Origin of the sequence: uncultured Allobosea sp. (assembly GCF_945957345.1) — a bacterium.
Taxonomy (GTDB): Bacteria; Pseudomonadota; Alphaproteobacteria; order Rhizobiales; family Beijerinckiaceae; genus Allobosea.
Genome location: NZ_CAMFKW010000044.1, coordinates 14,886 through 30,941 on the forward strand (window position 1 = coordinate 14,886; position 16,056 = coordinate 30,941).

The following is a 16,056-nucleotide window of genomic DNA, read 5'->3' on the forward strand; positions in this document are numbered from 1 at the left end:
GGCTCTGCCGTCATGGTCGGGCTTGTCCCGACCATCCACGTCTTCGCTGGTCCAAGTCGTGTTCAAGACGTGGATGCTCGCCACAAGGGCGAGCATGACGATCCGGAGGGTTTCATGCTGACGATCTGGGGCCGGTTGAGCTCGATAAACGTGCAGAAGGTGGTCTGGGCCGCCGGCGAGGCCGGGCAGGCCTTCGAGCGCATCGATGTCGGCGGGCCATTCGGTGGGCTGGATACGCCAGAATACCGGGCGATGAACCCGAACCGGCAGATTCCGGTGCTGCGCGACGGCGAGCTCGTGCTCTGGGAGTCGAACAGCATCCTGCGCTATATCGCGGCCCGCTATGCTTCGGGCATGCTCTGGGAGGAGGATCCGGCGCGGCGTGTGCTGGCCGATCGCTGGCTGGACTGGATGCTGTCGGAGCTTCAGCCTGCCATGGCGCCGGTGCTCTGGGGCGTGGTGCGCAAGGTGCCGCCCTTCACCGATCCGAAGGTGATCTCCGACGCGATCGCGAAAGCCGAGGCGCTGATGGCTATCCTCGAGGCGCAATTGGCGGATCGGCCCTTCCTTGCAGGCGAGCGCTTCGGCATGGCCGATATCGCAGTCGGCTGTGGCGCGCATCGCTGGCTCAACATGCCGGTCGAGCGGATCGCGCGGCCACGGGTCCAGCGCTGGTACGAGCAGCTCTTCGCGCGTCCGGCGGCCCAGGCCGCGCTGCCGTTGCCGATCGTGTGAGGTCGCGCAACGGCGCTTGATCCGGTCGCTGCCGCTGGCATGATAGCGGCATGAACGCTCTTCGGACGATCCTGCTTCTGTGCAGCCTCGCCGCTGCTGCGCCGGCGGCGGCGCAGAATTCACCGACGCTGCGGGCGGACCTCACGGCGCTCTCAGGGTGCCTGCGCGACAGCGGCTCCTCGCCGTCGGCCTGCATCGGTGCGGTGGCCGTGGCCTGCGTGCGTGCCGCCAGCAATGATCCGCGCGGCGCCGAGGCCGCTTGTGCCCGGCGCGAGGAGGCAGCATGGCGCGAGCGCCTGACGGCCGCCCTGCAAGTGGCGGGACGGTCGCTCGATGCCGGCCAGCGCAGCCGGCTCGCGGCGCTGCAGCTTGCCTGGGAAAGCTATGTCACGCAGAAATGCGCTTTCTATGGTGCGACCCAGCGAGAGGCGTTGCAGGCTGGCCGTCAGGCGGGCTGCGAATTGCGGGAGGTCGCGGGCCGCGCGATCGAACTCGCGAAGGCCCTGCCGCAAAGCGGCCGCCGTCGTCCGCAATCGCCGCCGCAGATCATCCGCTGACATTGCTGGAACGAGCCCAAAGACGCCGTAATAGATCCGGCGGATTCTCGCTTTCAGAAAGCCGTCAGTATTTGACGATAGGACTCTCCAAGTCCTTCTCTCGGCGCGCGAGCCCCCGATGTTCTTCGTTCTCTCAAAGGTCGTCTGGTTCGTCCTGTCGCCGGTCAATCTCGCTATCCTGCTTGCCGGGTTCGCAGGGCTCATGGCCTTCACACGCTTCGCCCGCCCGGCGCGCTGGATCGGCTTGATCTCGTTGATCGCGCTTGGCCTGATGGCGTTCAGCCCGCTGCCGCGCATCGTGCTCCGGCCGCTGGAGGACCGCTTCCCGCAGCAGGATGCCCGCAAAGAACCGGTGACGGGAATCGTCGTGCTGGGCGGCGCCATCGGCGTGTCGCGGGGCGATGTCGCGCTGAATTCCTCGGCGGCGCGCATGACCAAGGCGGTCGAGCTGGCACGGCTGCATCCGCAGGCTAAGATCGTCTTCACCGGAGGGGCGGCCAACCTGATCTCGGAAACAACCGTGACCGAAGCGGACGGAGCGAAGCTGCTGTTCGAGGGGCTCGGGCTCGATCCTTCCCGGCTCATCTTCGAAGACAAGTCGCGCAACACGCGCGAGAACGCGACGTTCACGCGCAAACTCGTCGATCCCAAGCCCGGCGAGCGTTGGCTGCTGGTGACCTCGGCCTGGCATATGCCGCGCTCGATGGGCGTCTTCCGCAAGGCCGGATTCGCCGTCGAGGCCTTCCCGGTCGATTACTGGACGAGCGGGCAGCCGGGCGATTTCCTCCGCCCCTACAGCCGGGCGCCGCGCGCGCTCGAAATCGCCGATAACGGTTTCAAGGAGTGGGTGGGGCTCGTTGCCTACCGCCTCGCGGGCTATACCGACGAACTCTTCCCGGCGCCGTGAGTCAGGAGGAAGCCGCCGGCAGGACCAGGCGATAGACACCGCGGAAATCGTCTGGGTCCACCGGGCGGCCCTTGCGGGTGATGACGAGCCGGCCCTCCTTCATCAGTTTCACGGCGGCCCGGCGCACCGGCTGCATCAACGGCCCCCAGCCATCCGGGTGATCGCCGCCGAGCTGGCGGGCGGCATCCATCGGCGAAATCGTCAGGCCCGCTTCGCGCTTCGCCAGCAGGTCGAGGATCGCGCTCTCGATCGCCTCGGGTTCGATGCTCATGATTGGCTCGGGTGGTTGAAGACGCGCGTCGCGTCGGAGGCGAACTGGCGGCGATACATCGCGACCAGTACCGCGCCTGTGAAGCCGATGAAGGTGACCGGGCCGAGGAACCAGCCGAGATAGGCCAGGGCGAAGAAGAAGGCGCGCTGGCCGCGATTGAAATGACGGCCGGCAGCGATGTTCATCTCGGTGGTCTCGTGCACGGCATCGGCCATGGCCCTCTCGTCCTTGCTCTCGAACGGAGGCAAAGCGCCGAGCAGGATGACGCAGTAGTTGAACAGCCGATAGGCCCAGGCAAACTTGAAGAAGGCGTAGCCGAAAATGGCGACGAGCCCGATCACCTTCATCTCCCAGACCGAGCGCAGGGTCACCGGCACGAAGGGCAGATCACTGAAGATAGCGACCACACGTTCGGTCGAGTTCAGCAAGGTAAGTGTGCCGCCGATGGCGATCAGCGAGGTCGAGGCGAAGAAGGCCGTGCCGTTCTGCAGCCCGTTCATGACCTGCGTGTCGACGATCCGGACCTCGCGGCCCGCCGCTTCGCGGATCCAGCGGGCGCGGCGCAGGTTCATCCGCATGTTGAGGGTCCCGGCGGCGTGCGGGCCGAGCTCGACCGCATAGTGATAGCCGACCCAGGAGGCGGCGAAGAACGCCAGCGCGATGACGTCCAGATTGCTGAAACCGAGCATGCTGCCGCTCTGCCATTTCGGGAGCCGGAGAAGCAAGCAGCTTGTGACGAAGGCCGGTCGGCGGCAAGCGGGATGGCATTGACGCTGCGGCGGTGAACCGCCACGGTGCGGCCGGAATCGGGGGAGGGCGAGAGCCATGCCGCAGACCATCACCAAGGGCTACAAGGCGCTGGTCGCGGAAGCCGAGAGCCGGATCGAGACCTTGTCGGTCGCAGAGGCGCAGGCTCTTTCCGGTCGCGACGATGTCGTCTTCGTTGACCTGCGCGATCCGCGTGAACTGGAGCGGGAAGGGCGGATGCCCGGCGCCTTCCATTGCCCGCGCGGCATGCTGGAATTCTGGATCGATCCGGAAAGCCCCTATGCCAAGCCGGTCTTCCAGCAGGACAAGCGCTTCGTCTTCTTCTGCGGCGGTGGCTGGCGTTCGGCGCTGGCTGCGCAGGCGGCCCAGGAGATGGGCCTGAAGCCGGTCGCGCATGTCGCCGGCGGGTTCGGCGCCTGGAAGAAGGCCGGCGCGCCCGTCGACACGGCTCCGGCGGCTAAGAAGGCCTGAGACCCGTATCTTGTCCCACTACGTCATCGTTCTGCTGGTCGCGGCCTTTGTCTTCCGCAAGCCGCTGGGCAAATTGCTCGCGCGACGCTGGCCCAATCACGCCAAGCGCCAGCAGGTGCTGGGTACGATCATCGCGGCCTTCCTGCTGGTGATTGCTGCGCGTCTCGTCGCGCTGTTCTGGTAAGCCGGCGCACAACTCTGCCTTGAATTGGGCGAAGGCGCCCTCTGCAACCGTTGCATGAGGGGTGGGCTTGCGCCCTGCCCAACAATCAGGCATTTTCTCCGACCTTGGCTCCAACTCAAGAAAGGGAGGGCTGAATGAAATTCATCGTGATCACCGCCCCTCCCATGCGACCAACCTGGCACTAGGTCGGTCTCGCACGAGGCCCGCCTCCGGGCGGTCTCCTGAGCCTTTTTCCAACTTTTGTCTTTCCTTGCCGGAGCCGGCGCGCGTCGTCGTCTCTGCCTGATTTCGGAGTCGGCAGCCGCCTCGGCGCCGAATGACGCTATGTCTCACGATACTCAAACCGGGCGGCGGGAGCCGTTCCGGGCCGTTCTCGGCTTCACTTTCAAGCATTGGGCGCGCCAGCCCGGGCAGGTCGCCTGGGTGGCCGGCGTCACCATCGCCGCCACGCTCGCCGAGCTTTTCACGCCGGTCTATGCCGGCCGCCTCGTCGATGCTGTGTCGGGAACTGCCGGCTCCGGCGGTGCGGAAGCGGCGCTGTGGGCGCTGGGCGCGATGATGGTGCTCGCCGCCGTCATGGTGATCGGGCGGCATTTCGCCTTCACCGGCATCACCGTGATGACGCTGCGCACGATGAGCGACGTTTCGCAGGAGGCCTTCGCGCGCCTGCAGCGCTTCTCGACCGATTGGCACGCGAACAATTTCGCGGGCTCGACGGTGCGCAAGATCACGCGCGGCATGTGGGCGCTCGACCTTCTGAGCGATACGGTCCTGATCGCGCTGCTGCCCTCGCTGGTCATCCTGCTCGGCATGACGGCGGTGCTGGCCTGGCACTGGCCGGCGATGGGGCTCGTCGTGGCGCTCGGTGCGTTGGCCTATATCGGGCTGACGCTGGCGCTGTCGCTGCGCTTCGTCGCGCCGGCGGCACGGCTCGGCAATGCCTGGGACACGCGTCTCGGCGGCGCGCTGGCCGACGCCATCACCTGCAACCCGGTGGTGAAGGCCTACGGCGGCGAGGCCCGCGAGGACCTGCGGCTGGCAACGGTCGTCTCCAAATGGAGCCTCCGGACGCGTCGGGCCTGGCTGCGCGGCACCTGGTCGGGTACCGGCCAGAACGTCGTGCTGCTGGTGCTGCGTGCGGCAGTGATCGGCCTCGTGATCTGGCTCTGGGCGAACGGGCAGGCCTCGCCCGGCGATGTCGCCTTCGTGCTGACGGCCTATGCGGTGGTGCATGGCTATCTGCGCGATGTCGGCCAGCACGTCCACAATCTGCAGCGCTCGGTCAACGACATGGAGGAGCTCGTCTGGATGCACGACCTTCCCTATGGCGTGCCGGACCGGAAGGGCGCGGTGGACATGGGCGTGACGGCGGGCGAGATCGCCTTTGAGGACGTGACCTTCCATTACGGCGGGCATCACGATCCGCTCTACCGCGATTTCTCGCTGACCATCCGTGGCGGCGAGAAGGTCGGCCTCGTCGGCCGCTCGGGCTCCGGCAAGACGACCTTCGTCAAGCTGGTGCAGCGGCTCTACGACGTCACTGCGGGCCGCATCGCGATCGACGGGCAGGACATCGCCGATGTCACGCAGGCGTCTCTGCGCCAGCAGATCGCGATCGTGCAGCAGGAGCCGGTGCTGTTCCACCGCTCGCTGGCGGAGAACATCGCCTATGGCCGGCCGGGCGCGAGCCTGGCGCAGGTCGAGCAGGCGGCGAAGCTCGCCAACGCGCATGAGTTCATCATGCGTCTGCCCAAGGGCTACGCCACGCTCGTCGGCGAGCGTGGCATCAAGCTCTCGGGCGGCGAGCGCCAGCGTGTCGCGCTGGCCCGCGCCTTCCTGGCCGATGCGCCGATCCTGATCCTGGACGAGGCGACCTCGAGCCTCGATTCGGAATCGGAGGCACTGATCCAGCAGGCGATCGAGCGCCTGATGGAAGGCCGCACCACGATCGTGATCGCGCATCGTCTGTCGACGGTGCGGGCCATGGACCGCATCCTGGTCTTCGATCGCGGCCGGGTGATCGAGGAAGGCCCGCACGAGGCCTTGCTGACCCGTCCGGACGGCGCCTATCGCGCGCTGTTCGAGAAGCAGGTCAGCGAGCTGGCAAAGGGGCTGGCGGCGTAATCGCCGTCAGCTTCCCCGAATAAGGAAAGGGCCGCGCGAGCGGCCCTTTTCGTTCTCGGAGCTATTTCGGCGCCAGCGCCCTTGGCCGCACGCCCTTGACCGGGCCGGGTGGCAGCGGTGCGCTCGCATCCCGATTCAAGCTCTTCAGATCGAGAGTCGGCTTGGTCAGAAAACGATTCAAGCCGGCGATGTAAGTCTCTGGCAAGCCGAAATGTTTTGCCCCGGCGATGACCCCCTCCATATAGCCCGGCTTGGGGCGCCCCGGATCGCCGGAGCGGCCGATATAGATCAGCGCGCGCTTGGCGCCGCCCGGCACGATCACTGGCTGGCTGATCTTCACATAGAGCCCGCTGGCCAGTTCCTCGAACTTGTCGAGGGCGCGCATGTCGCTGAGCGAGCAGTCCCAGAGCGCGCCATGGACCTCCTCGCGGGGATCGCGGATCACCGAGGCATAGCCGTCGCGCGTGACGATGAAGCGGTGCCGCGGCAAGCGGGCCGGGCCGAGCGGCCGCGCCTTCGGGCAGCGCTCGGCCATCCCGACCGGATCCATGTTGAGGCCATAGGCGAAGTAGAGTGGCATGGTTCGGGTCGCGCGCTTTCCGTCATGGTCGGGCTTGTCCCGACCATCCACGTCTTTGCTTTTCGAGGGCTGTGGTCAAGCTGTGGATGCTCGCCACAAGGGTGAGCATGACGCGGTGACGCCTCTCACTTCGTCTTGTTGAACAGCTCCCGGCCGATCAGCATCCGGCGGATCTCGCTCGTCCCGGCGCCGATCTCGTAGAGCTTGGCGTCGCGGAGCAGGCGGCCGGTCGGATAGTCGTTGATATAGCCGTTGCCGCCGAGGAGCTGGATCGCGTCGAGCGCGATCTGCGTCGCCTTCTCGGCTGCGATCAGGATCGCGCCGGCAGCATCCTCGCGGGTGGTCTCGCCGCGGTCGCAAGCCTTGGCGACGGCGTAGACATAGGCGCGGCAGGAATTCATCGCGACATACATGTCGGCGACCTTGCCCTGGACGAGCTGGAATTCGCCGATCGACTGGCCGAACTGCTTGCGCTCATGGACATAAGGCATGACCACGTCGAGCGCCGCCTGCATGATGCCGAGGGGGCCGGCCGCCAGCACGACGCGCTCGTAGTCGAGGCCGGACATCAGCACGTTGACGCCGCGCCCCACTGTACCCAGCACGTTCTCCTCCGGCACCTCGCAATCCTGGAAGACGAGCTCGCAAGTGTCCGAGCCGCGCATGCCGAGCTTGTCGAGCTTCTGGTGGGTCGAGAAACCCTTCATGCCCTTCTCGATCAGGAAGGCCGTGATGCCGCGCGGGCCGGCGTCCGGATCGGTCTTGGCGTAGACGACCAGCGTCTCGGCGATCGGGCCGTTGGTGATCCACATCTTGTTGCCGTTGAGGACGTAGCGGTCGCCCTTCTTGTCGGCGCGGGTCCGCATCGAGACAACATCCGAGCCCGAGCCGGGCTCCGACATGGCGAGCGCGCCGACATGCTCGCCGGAGATCAGCTTCGGCAGGTATTTGCGCTTCTGTGCCTCGTTGCCGTTGCGGCTGATCTGGTTGACGCAGAGATTGGAATGGGCGCCGTAGGAGAGGCCGACCGAGGCCGAGGCGCGGGAGATTTCCTCGACCGCGATGCAATGCTCGAGGTAGCCGAGCCCGGTGCCGCCATACTCTTCCTCGACCGTCATGCCGTGCAGGCCGAGCGCGCCCATCTCCGGCCAGAGATCGCGCGGGAACTGGTTGGTCCTGTCGATTTCCTCGGCGCGCGGGGCAATCTTTTCCTGCGCGAAGGCATGAACTGTGTCGCGGATGGCGTCGGCGGTCTCGCCGAGGTCGAAATTGAACGGACGCGGCGCGTTGGCAAGCATGGCTGATCCTCCCGGCAGAGCATGGGGAGCCTTGCTCCCTTTGCCGCTGTTATAGCCGTCCCGGGCCGGGGCGTCAGTGCGCAGCCGCGCCCGACGCATTTGAGCGTCGGTGCGGCCAGGGCTCTTGCATATCCTATCCGGGGGGATAGGATGGGACTCATGAGTCATGCCATGGACCCCGACATCATCAACCGCTTGCGCCGGGCGCAGGGGCATCTCGGTACCGTCGTCGGGATGGTCGAAGGGGGCAGGAGCGTTCCTGACGTCGTGCACCAGCTCCAGGCGGTCGAGAAGGCGCTGGAGAAGGTCAAGTCGTTGCTGATCTTCGACCATATCGAGCATCACCTGTTCGACCATACCCAGGCGACGACGCCCGAGGCGCGCCGCTCGATCGAGGAGCTCAAGGCCCTCACCAAATATCTCTGATTGTTCGGAGCGAACCGATGTCAGCCGTGGACAGCTTTCCCGCCCAGCACCAGCATGTCTTCCTCGGCAGCGAGCATGACCGGCACGAGCGGCGCACCTGGCTCGTCGTGGGCCTGACCGCGGTCATGATGGTGGCCGAGATCGTCGCCGGCACCGTCTTCGGCTCGATGGCGCTGGTAGCCGATGGCTGGCACATGTCGACCCATGCGGCGGCGCTCGGCATCGCGGCTTTCGCCTATCGCTTCGCGCGACAGCATGCGCATGACCGCCGCTTCAGTTTCGGGACGGGCAAGCTCGGCGATCTCGCAGCCTTCGCCAGTGCTTTGCTGCTGATGTTCATCGCGCTCGCGGTTGCCGGGGAATCGGCGCTACGCCTCTATTCTCCGATCGCAATCGATTTCACGCAGGCGACGGCGATCGCGGTGCTCGGGCTCGCGGTCAACCTGGCGAGCGCGTGGCTGCTCAGGGACGATGACGGCCATCACCATAGTCACAACCATGGCGGCGCCGGGCATCATCGCCATGGGCACGCGCATGATCATCACGATCATGGCGATCACCATCATGCCCATCACTCGCATGGCGGGCATGGCGGCGATACCAATCTGCGCGCGGCTTATATGCACGTCATCGCTGATGCCTTCACCTCGGTTCTGGCGATCGTGGCGCTGCTCGGCGGGCGGTTTTACGGCTGGGTCTGGCTCGATCCGGTGATGGGCATCGTCGGCGCCGGCGTGATCGCGCATTGGTCGGTCGGGCTCATTCGCAACTCGGGCGCCGTCCTGCTCGATACCGTGCCGGACGAAAAGCTGGCGGAGCGCATTGGCGAGCGGCTCGCCGCGGAAGGGGCGGAGGTTGCTGATCTCCACCTCTGGCAGGTCGGGCCTGGCCATCGCAGCGCCATCGTCTCGATCGTCACCGGCGAGCCCAAGCCGCCCGCGACCTACAAGGCTCTGCTTGCCGATCTGCCGACGCTGTCCCATGTCACCGTCGAGGTGAATGCACGCCCGATTGCAGCCTGAAGCATCTGCGGGTGCCAGACGTTGCAGGCCGCTCGCGCGCCGCTCTAGGGTAGCGCTCCCATATCGTCAGTCGGGAGCGCGTTATGAACGGTCGGACCATCCTCGCAACCGGTCTCCTCGTCGCGCTCGGAGGCGGGGCGCTGGCGCAGTTCAAGCCGGAAGGCGCCTATCATGAGAGCCCGGCGGTGGCCGAGCGCTATCCCGATCCGCAGGTCGCCTTCACGACGCCGGCCTTCGCGCCGGGCAAGGCCGACTTCACCAGCCAGGCCGAAATGATGGCCTTCCTGACGGCGCTCAAGGAGCGCGCGCCGCAGATGACGCTGTCGATCGTCGCCAAGAGCCAGGAGGGGCGCGACATGCCCGCCCTGATGTTCACGCGCCATGGGCTCGACACGATCGGCAAGGGCCAACGGCCGGTGGTGATGCTGATCGGCCAGCAGCACGGCAACGAGCCGGCCGGCGGCGAGGCCATGCTGGTGCTGGCAGAACGGCTCGGGGCGGGCAATCTCGCGCCGCTGCTCGATGCGATCGATGTCGTCATCATCCCGCGTGGCAATCCGGACGGAGCCGATCGCTTCCGCCGGGCGCTGGCCAACGGCATCGATGCCAACCGCGACCATACGCAGTTGCGCACGCCGGAAATCCGGGCGATCGCCGAGCTGTTCACGCGCTATCGCCCGGACATTCTGCTCGATTGCCATGAATTCACCGTCGCCGGGCGCTGGGTCGAGAAGACCGGCGGTCTGGTCAGGATCGACGGGATGATCCAGGCCGCGACGGTGCCCAATCTCGCGCCGGCCCTGAAACAGGTCCAGGACGATGTGGTGCTGCCGGCGCTGCGGTCGGCCTTCGAGGCGGCTGGCGTGACCTATGACTGGTATCACACCACGGACGGAGCGAACCCGGCTTCGCCGGTGGCGATGGGTAGCATCGGCGCCGATACCGGACGCAACATCGCCGGCTTGCGCAATGCGGTGAGCCTCCTGCTGGAGACGCGCGGCGTCGGGATCGGCCGGGCGCATCTGGGCAGGCGGGTGCAGGCTCATGTCGCCGCGTCGGAAGCGATGATGAAGCTCGCGGCCCAACGCCCCGCTGATATCCTCGCGGCGACGCGCAAGGCGGAAGCCGAAGTCACGGCGATCAAGCCGGGTACCCCCTTCATTGTCACCGCGCGGCAGAAGCCGGAGCAGCGCACGCTGACCTTCATCGATCCCAAGACGGGGCAGGACAAGCCGGTCGAGGTGAAATGGCTGTCCTCGCTCGAGATCGAACCAACGCTGACGAGGCCGCGCCCGGCCGGTTATGTGCTGCCCGCCAAGGCCGGGGCTGCGATCGAGGCTCTGCAGCGCTTGGGGTTGAAGACCGAGACGGTGACCAAGGCTATGACCGTACCCGGAGAGCGCTTCCTGGTGGTCAAGGTCGAGCTCGGCGCCAAGGAGGACGGGCGCGGCGACGATACCGGAGCGGGTCAGATCGTGAAGGGCAGTTATGCGCTCGAGCCGGCCTCGGTCGCGCTCGCGCCGGGTGACGTCTATATCGGCCTCGACCAGCCATTGGCGGCCCTGCTGCCGGTGATGCTGGAGCCGGAAAGCCAGACCGGGCTCGCCGCCAACAAGGTGCTGCCGGTGGTTGAAGGCGGCGTGCTCGATGTGCTGCGTATCACCGAGCGACCGGCGGCGGCGCTGGCAAAGCCCTGACGATTCAGCTTCCGATCACACCCCGGCGTCTCAGCAGGATAAGGGTCATCAGGGCGGCGGCAACGCAGGTCAGCGTCACGAACATTGCGCCGCCCTCCGATTCGACCCAGGGCAGCCCCTTCACGTTGATGCCGAACAGGCCGGTGATGAAGGTCGCGGGCAGGAACAGGGCCGTCAGGATCGACAGCACGTAGAGCTGGCGGTTGGTGCGGCTGGCCGAGCGGGCGGCGATCTCATCCTGCAGGAGGCGTGCCCGATCCTGCACCGACTGGACGTCGTGATGCAGGCCGTCGACGCGCTGCAGCAGCCGCGTCGCCGCCGCCTTGACCGCGTCCGGAGCGCTGCGGCCGGACTGGGTCTCGGCGAAGCGGCGGAACAGGACATGCAGCCCGCTGAGCTGGCGATGCAGCCGGACAGCCGTGCGCCGGACCGTGCCGACGCGCTGCGGCCCGTCGCGCAGACGGTCGAGCAGGATATGGTCCTCGACGCTATCGGTCTCGTCGACGAGGCGCACGACGGCGTCAGTCACGTCGTTGATGATATATTCGATGATCTGCTCGAAGAGCCCGGCAGGGCTCGCGGCCGGCTCGCCGCGATCCAGCGCCTCGGCCGTCATGCGGATCGAATGCAGGGCCTCGCGTCGGCCGGTCAGCAGGAATTTCTCGCCGACGATCCAGCGCAGCGCGCCGACGTCCTCGGATTTGTCGGCGATGTCGCGGATCAGGTCGTGCGAGACACCCCAGGCGAGGCTGGCCGAGTGGTCGAGCCGCTGGTGCGGTTCATGCGAGAGAAAGGCTTCCTGCGTCGCATCCGGCAGGTCCTGCTCGGCGATCCAGCTTTGCGCGCGCGTATGGACGAGGTCGAGATGCAGCCAGACGAAGCCCTCGGCCGGGGCCAGGCCTGGCATCTCGTCGCGGGGAATACGGGAGGGGTTTCCGTCCTCGTCGAAGCGATAGGCCCAGATCAGGCCGGACTGGGATTGGATATCGCTGGGCATGCCGGGCTTCCATTGCCGCTACAGGGCAGCTCCCGGCAGCGCGGCGCCTAAGGGCGCCGCGGATGTGACAGCGGCGTGACGGGCGGCAAAGCTGCCTCAGTCCCGCCCGATCGAGCCGGTCACGTCGACATTGCGATTCACGGCCGTGTGTGCGTTTGGAATGCGGCCCGGTGGTGCGAATCTCAGCCTTGTGCCGCCGGCTTCCTTGGGCGCGCGCAGTCCGGCCGGGGTCGGCGGTGGCGTGCGGACCGCGACCTTCGGCTCGCCGCCATGCCATTTCCGCGAGCCGATATCGAAACGGCCCTGGCGCCAGGCGTCGAACTCGCGTTCGTTGCCGAAGAAGGCGTTGCGGTCGACATCGCCTGAGATGCCCGGCACGCGGCCGGTCGTGGTGAACTGCCAGAACTCCCAGCGATCCCGCGCATAGCGCTTGGCGAGCGGGGCCGCCGTCGAGCGCAGCCAGAAGGGGTGGTCGTTGAGCTCGCCCTCCAGCACGTCCTCGTGGAAATTGATGTCGGTGTAGATGATCGGCTTCTTGCCGGTATGCTCGCGCAGGCCCTTCAGCATCTCCTCGATCTTGGCCAGCGCCAGCTCCTTCGAGATCCTGCGGGTGCATTGCGAGTCGTTCTGCCATTCGACATCGAGCACGGGCGGCAAGGCGTCGGGGTCGCGCGGGATGTGTTTCTTGATCCAGCGCACCTGGTCTTTGGCCGAGCGGCACCACCAGACGAAATGATAGGCGCCGCGCGCGATGCCGTGCTTCTTCGCTTCGGCCCAGTTGCGCTTGAAATTCGGGTCGAGATGGTCGCCGCCCTCGGTCGCCTTGATGAAGGCAAAGCGCGTGCCGGCATCCTTGACCCGGGCCCAGTCGATCTCACCCTGCCAGCGGGAGACGTCGATGCCCTGGATCACTTTGCGCCGCGCATCGCGGACGCCGTGATGCGGGGCGCTGTCGCCCTTCTTCGGATAGAGAGCCTGGGCGGGCTCGACCAGGCAGGCCAAGAGCGCCGCACAGGCGAGGGCCTTCAGCCCGATCCGTCCGCTGGTCAGCTTGCGCGCTGGCATGTGTTCCTCCCGCATCACAGGTCCAGATGCGAGGAGCGTGGTTAAGCGCCCGTTAGAATTGCGGCGCAGTCGAACAATGAATTTCAGGCGTGGTTAACCGGGGCGGCGACGGCCCGTCGCTCAGTCGAGAACGTCGGGCTCGACCTGATTGTCCATCGCTCGTAGGGACGCGGCGACGGCGGGCACGCTGCCGGGAACGCGTGCGACGGGCACGTCCTGCTGCGGCGCCAGCGGCTCCGGTCCGAAATCCGGGCTGGGGACGGCGGGGATCGGCGCCTGCTGCGGCGTGGGGGTGGGCTGTGGGGCCGCCGGCGCGTCGCGGCGGTCCCAGCGACGCGTGCCGATATCGTATTCGCCGCGCAGCCAGCCGGCGAACTGGCTTTCGCTGCCGAAGAAGGCGTTGCGGTCGACATCGCCCTTGATACCGGGCACGCGGCCGGTAGTGGTGAACTGCCAGAAGGACCAGGGACGGTTGCTGTAGCGAGCTTCCGGCAGCGCCGCGGTCGACCGGATCCAGTAGGCGTAGTTGTTGAACTGCCCCTCCAGCACCTCGCGATGGAAGGTGATGTCGGTATAGATCACCGGCTTCTTGCCGGTGAGCTGCTCGAGTTCGGTCAGCATGAGCTGGATCTTCTCGCGGGCGAGCTCGCGGTCGATCTTCTGCGGGCAGGTCCGCGAATGGCCGTTCCATTCGACGTCGAGCACCGGGGGCAGGGCGTCGGGATCGTTCGGGATCTGCTGCTTGAACCAGGTCGCCTGCTCATGCGCCGGGCGGCACCAATAGACGAAATGATAGGCGCCGCGCGCGATGCCGGCCCGGCGCGCGCCTTCCCAGTTGCGGCGGAAGGCCGGATCGACATGGTCGCCGCCCTCGGTCGCCTTCATGTAGACGAAGCGGGTGCCGGCGCCTTTGACGGCGCTCCAGTCGATCTCGCCCTGCCAGCGCGAGATGTCGATGCCGTGGATCGGATAGTTATGCGCCGCCGCGACGCCGGGATGCGGCCTTGCATCGCCCTTGGACGGGTAATTGTCGAGCGCCACGCAGCCGCCAAGGGCCACGAAAGCGGCGGCAGCCAGAAAAGGCAGGGCGCGGAAGCGGGGCATGCGGCGGGTGTTCATGTCGCGGAGAATTGCGGAGAATGCTTGACGCTCGGTTTACGTTACCAAAGTTCTGCCATCTGTCAGCCAAATCGGCGACGGGGCTGTCGCAGGGTGGTGCGGGCCTGACGAATCGCGGTTGCTGCGGAACGTGAGGATTCGCGTGCAAACGCTTGGCATTGCCCGGAAACACGAAAGGCGACCCGAAGGTCGCCTTTCGCTGGATTTTCATCCGAATTTGGTGCGGTCGAGAGGACTCGAACCTCCACGGGTCTCCCCGCTACCACCTCAAGGTAGTGCGTCTACCAATTCCGCCACGACCGCAGCTCGTTTCCGGTTGCGGGCGGTGCAACCAGGGAGCGGCGCCGATCTAGCAAATCGAATCCGCCGCCACAAGAGCGTCATGACGGAAAAACGAAGAAGCTCGATTTTTCCCCAGATCGGCCGGGTCAGGCGGCCTCGGCGACGCTCTGCTGGGTATAGATCGTCGGGCGCTTCAGCATCTGGGTGATCTCAACGGAGATTCGCGCGCCGCTGACCACCACGATTCCCTTGGCGAAGGGGTGGTTGTTGGCGAGAATCTGGACCTCGTCGGTCTCGCTGGTGTTCAGCTCGATGATGGCGCCGCGGCCGAGGCGCAGCAGCTTGTAGATCGGCATTTCGGTCTGGCCGAGGACGACCGTGAGTTCCACCGGGACGAGATCGAGATCGGCCTTCAAGTCCTGCCTCCGGAACCCTACTTCAGAATTCGTCCAGCGAAACTTGCCTGCCTGCCGGTTTTGGGCGCAAGAGGCGTTCCGCGGGGCGTGCCGGATCATTTCGTCGGCCCGGAAACTTTGAATGGAACATGGTTAAGCCATGGTGAAGATGCGTGAGGAACTGGCCATCTCCTTCCTGCCGGAAGGTGTGCCCGAGCCCGTCGAGTGGGTCGTGGCCGAGGGGCTCACCGGCTATGACGAGGCCGTCGCCGAGATGGAGGCGCGCGCGGCGTTGATCGCGGACGGGCTGGCGCGCGAACGCGTCTGGCTGGTCGAGCATCCGCCGCTCTATACCGCCGGCACGTCGGCCCGCGACGAGGATCTGATCGCGCCCGAGCGTTTCCCGGTGTTCCGCTCGGGGCGGGGCGGGCAGTTCACCTATCACGGCCCCGGCCAGCGCGTGGCCTATGTCATGCTCGACCTGAAGCGGCGTCAGCCGGACCTGCGCCGCTTCGTTGCCGCGCTCGAGGGTTGGCTGATCGGTGCGCTCGACGGTTTCAATGTGCGTGGCGAGCGACGCGAGGACCGCGTCGGCGTCTGGGTGCGCCGGCCGGACAAGAGTGCCGGCACCGAGGACAAGATCGCCGCGATCGGCATCCGCGTGCGTCGCTGGGTCTCGTTCCACGGCATTTCGCTCAATGTCGAGCCAGACCTCACGCATTTCGACGGGATCGTACCCTGCGGCGTCAGCCAGCATGGCGTGACCTCGCTGGTCGACCTCGGCCTTCCGGTGACGATGCCGGAGGTCGATTCGGTGCTGCGCGAGGCGTTCGAGCGGGTGTTCGGGCCGACCGTTCAAGTCTGATTTACCAACCGTTAGCCATGGCGCCGCCATTTTCGCTCCGGGGTTGGGGCTGAAAATGGGGACGACGATGCGAAGCTTTTTTCTGGCGGGCAGCCTCGCCATGCTGCTCGCGGCCTGCAACACCACCGACCAGCGCATCGCTGGAGCAGCGGCCGGCGCGGGAGCCGGCGCGATCGTCGGTGGGCCGATCGGGGCCATTGCCGGTGGCGCGATCGGTGCGGTCGCCGCGCCGTCGGTGACCGGCTCGATCAACAAGATGAAGGAATGAGCCGACCCTGCGGCGCGGATTTGCG

At 66.6% G+C, this 16,056-nt stretch carries 18 protein-coding genes, 1 tRNA gene and 1 pseudogene; 11 read left to right on the forward strand and 9 right to left on the reverse strand.

The genetic code is table 11. The annotated features are described in order from the left end of the window. Nucleotides 1-114: 114 nt before the first annotated feature. From Q0Q36_RS19250 to Q0Q36_RS19260, 3 genes are all read left to right on the forward strand, one after another. A complete protein-coding gene (locus tag Q0Q36_RS19250) occupies nt 115-735 on the forward strand; it encodes a glutathione S-transferase family protein (protein ID WP_293800473.1) in 621 nt (206 codons plus the stop codon). Between the two features lie 50 nt (nt 736-785). After that, nucleotides 786-1,292: a lysozyme inhibitor LprI family protein gene (locus Q0Q36_RS19255; RefSeq protein ID WP_293800475.1), complete on the forward strand. Its 507-nt coding sequence runs from the start codon at nt 786-788 to the stop codon at nt 1,290-1,292. Nucleotides 1,293-1,410: 118 nt separating this feature from the next. After that, nucleotides 1,411-2,199, forward strand: a complete 789-nt coding sequence (locus Q0Q36_RS19260; protein ID WP_293800477.1) for a YdcF family protein — start codon at nt 1,411-1,413, stop codon at nt 2,197-2,199. 1 nt (nt 2,200) lies between these two features. Here Q0Q36_RS19260 and Q0Q36_RS19265 read toward each other — a convergent pair whose 3' ends face one another. Together Q0Q36_RS19265 and Q0Q36_RS19270 are read right to left on the reverse strand one after the other, a co-directional pair. Beyond that, on the reverse strand, nt 2,201-2,470 hold the full coding sequence (locus tag Q0Q36_RS19265) for a DUF3253 domain-containing protein (RefSeq protein WP_293800479.1): 270 nt from the start codon (nt 2,468-2,470) through the stop codon (nt 2,201-2,203). After that, a complete protein-coding gene (locus tag Q0Q36_RS19270) occupies nt 2,467-3,159 on the reverse strand; it encodes a DUF599 family protein (protein WP_293800481.1) in 693 nt (230 codons plus the stop codon). The genes Q0Q36_RS19265 and Q0Q36_RS19270 overlap by 4 nt, the downstream gene beginning before the upstream one ends. A 136-nt stretch (nt 3,160-3,295) precedes the next feature. Here Q0Q36_RS19270 and Q0Q36_RS19275 point away from each other — a divergent pair, with 136 nt between their 5' ends. The 3 genes from Q0Q36_RS19275 (at nt 3,296) to Q0Q36_RS19285 (ending at nt 6,017) form a co-directional block, all read left to right on the forward strand. After that, the gene (locus tag Q0Q36_RS19275; RefSeq protein WP_293800483.1) at nt 3,296-3,709 is read left to right on the forward strand and encodes a rhodanese-like domain-containing protein; all 414 of its coding nucleotides are present in this window, start codon (nt 3,296-3,298) and stop codon (nt 3,707-3,709) included. Nucleotides 3,710-3,719: 10 nt separating this feature from the next. Next, entirely contained in the window at nt 3,720-3,893 is a 174-nt protein-coding gene (locus tag Q0Q36_RS19280; protein ID WP_265059825.1) for a hypothetical protein, read from the forward strand. 324 nt (nt 3,894-4,217) lie between these two features. Then, nucleotides 4,218-6,017 (forward strand): ABC transporter ATP-binding protein, encoded by a 1,800-nt coding sequence (locus Q0Q36_RS19285; protein WP_293800485.1) that lies wholly within the window; start codon nt 4,218-4,220, stop codon nt 6,015-6,017. 61 nt (nt 6,018-6,078) lie between these two features. Here the strand turns inward: Q0Q36_RS19285 and Q0Q36_RS19290 are convergent, their stop codons facing one another. Both Q0Q36_RS19290 and Q0Q36_RS19295 read right to left on the reverse strand, forming a co-directional pair. Next, entirely contained in the window at nt 6,079-6,597 is a 519-nt protein-coding gene (locus Q0Q36_RS19290; RefSeq protein WP_293800487.1) for a gamma-glutamylcyclotransferase family protein, read from the reverse strand. Between the two features lie 125 nt (nt 6,598-6,722). Then, a complete protein-coding gene (locus tag Q0Q36_RS19295; protein WP_293800489.1) occupies nt 6,723-7,895 on the reverse strand; it encodes an isovaleryl-CoA dehydrogenase in 1,173 nt (390 codons plus the stop codon). 159 nt (nt 7,896-8,054) lie between these two features. Here Q0Q36_RS19295 and Q0Q36_RS19300 point away from each other — a divergent pair, with 159 nt between their 5' ends. From Q0Q36_RS19300 to Q0Q36_RS19310, 3 genes are all read left to right on the forward strand, one after another. Next, entirely contained in the window at nt 8,055-8,321 is a 267-nt protein-coding gene (locus tag Q0Q36_RS19300) for a metal-sensing transcriptional repressor (RefSeq protein ID WP_293800491.1), read from the forward strand. Between the two features lie 17 nt (nt 8,322-8,338). Next, on the forward strand, nt 8,339-9,343 hold the full coding sequence (gene dmeF / locus Q0Q36_RS19305) for a CDF family Co(II)/Ni(II) efflux transporter DmeF (protein ID WP_293800493.1): 1,005 nt from the start codon (nt 8,339-8,341) through the stop codon (nt 9,341-9,343). Between the two features lie 83 nt (nt 9,344-9,426). Next, complete coding sequence (locus Q0Q36_RS19310) at nt 9,427-11,040, forward strand: M14 family metallopeptidase (RefSeq protein ID WP_293800495.1); 1,614 nt, start codon at nt 9,427-9,429, stop codon at nt 11,038-11,040. A 4-nt stretch (nt 11,041-11,044) separates the two neighbouring features. Here Q0Q36_RS19310 and Q0Q36_RS19315 read toward each other — a convergent pair whose 3' ends face one another. From Q0Q36_RS19315 to Q0Q36_RS19335, 5 genes and pseudogenes are all read right to left on the reverse strand, one after another. Continuing rightward, nucleotides 11,045-12,037, reverse strand: coding sequence for a CorA family divalent cation transporter (locus tag Q0Q36_RS19315; protein WP_293800497.1), 993 nt, complete (start codon nt 12,035-12,037; stop codon nt 11,045-11,047). Nucleotides 12,038-12,133: 96 nt separating this feature from the next. Then, nucleotides 12,134-13,102 (reverse strand): GH25 family lysozyme, encoded by a 969-nt coding sequence (locus Q0Q36_RS19320; protein WP_293800499.1) that lies wholly within the window; start codon nt 13,100-13,102, stop codon nt 12,134-12,136. Nucleotides 13,103-13,462: 360 nt separating this feature from the next. Beyond that, a pseudogene (locus Q0Q36_RS19325) lies at nt 13,463-14,221 on the reverse strand (GH25 family lysozyme); the annotation flags it as partial. Between the two features lie 218 nt (nt 14,222-14,439). Then, nucleotides 14,440-14,524, reverse strand: a tRNA-Leu gene (locus Q0Q36_RS19330). Between the two features lie 125 nt (nt 14,525-14,649). Next, complete coding sequence (locus tag Q0Q36_RS19335) at nt 14,650-14,919, reverse strand: FliM/FliN family flagellar motor switch protein (RefSeq protein WP_293800501.1); 270 nt, start codon at nt 14,917-14,919, stop codon at nt 14,650-14,652. A 139-nt stretch (nt 14,920-15,058) separates the two neighbouring features. Between Q0Q36_RS19335 and lipB the strand changes: the two genes are divergently transcribed. Then, on the forward strand, nt 15,059-15,763 hold the full coding sequence (gene lipB, locus Q0Q36_RS19340) for a lipoyl(octanoyl) transferase LipB (RefSeq protein ID WP_293800503.1): 705 nt from the start codon (nt 15,059-15,061) through the stop codon (nt 15,761-15,763). Nucleotides 15,764-15,830: 67 nt separating this feature from the next. After that, complete coding sequence (locus Q0Q36_RS19345; protein ID WP_265059814.1) at nt 15,831-16,031, forward strand: hypothetical protein; 201 nt, start codon at nt 15,831-15,833, stop codon at nt 16,029-16,031. Nucleotides 16,032-16,056 lie beyond the last annotated feature (25 nt).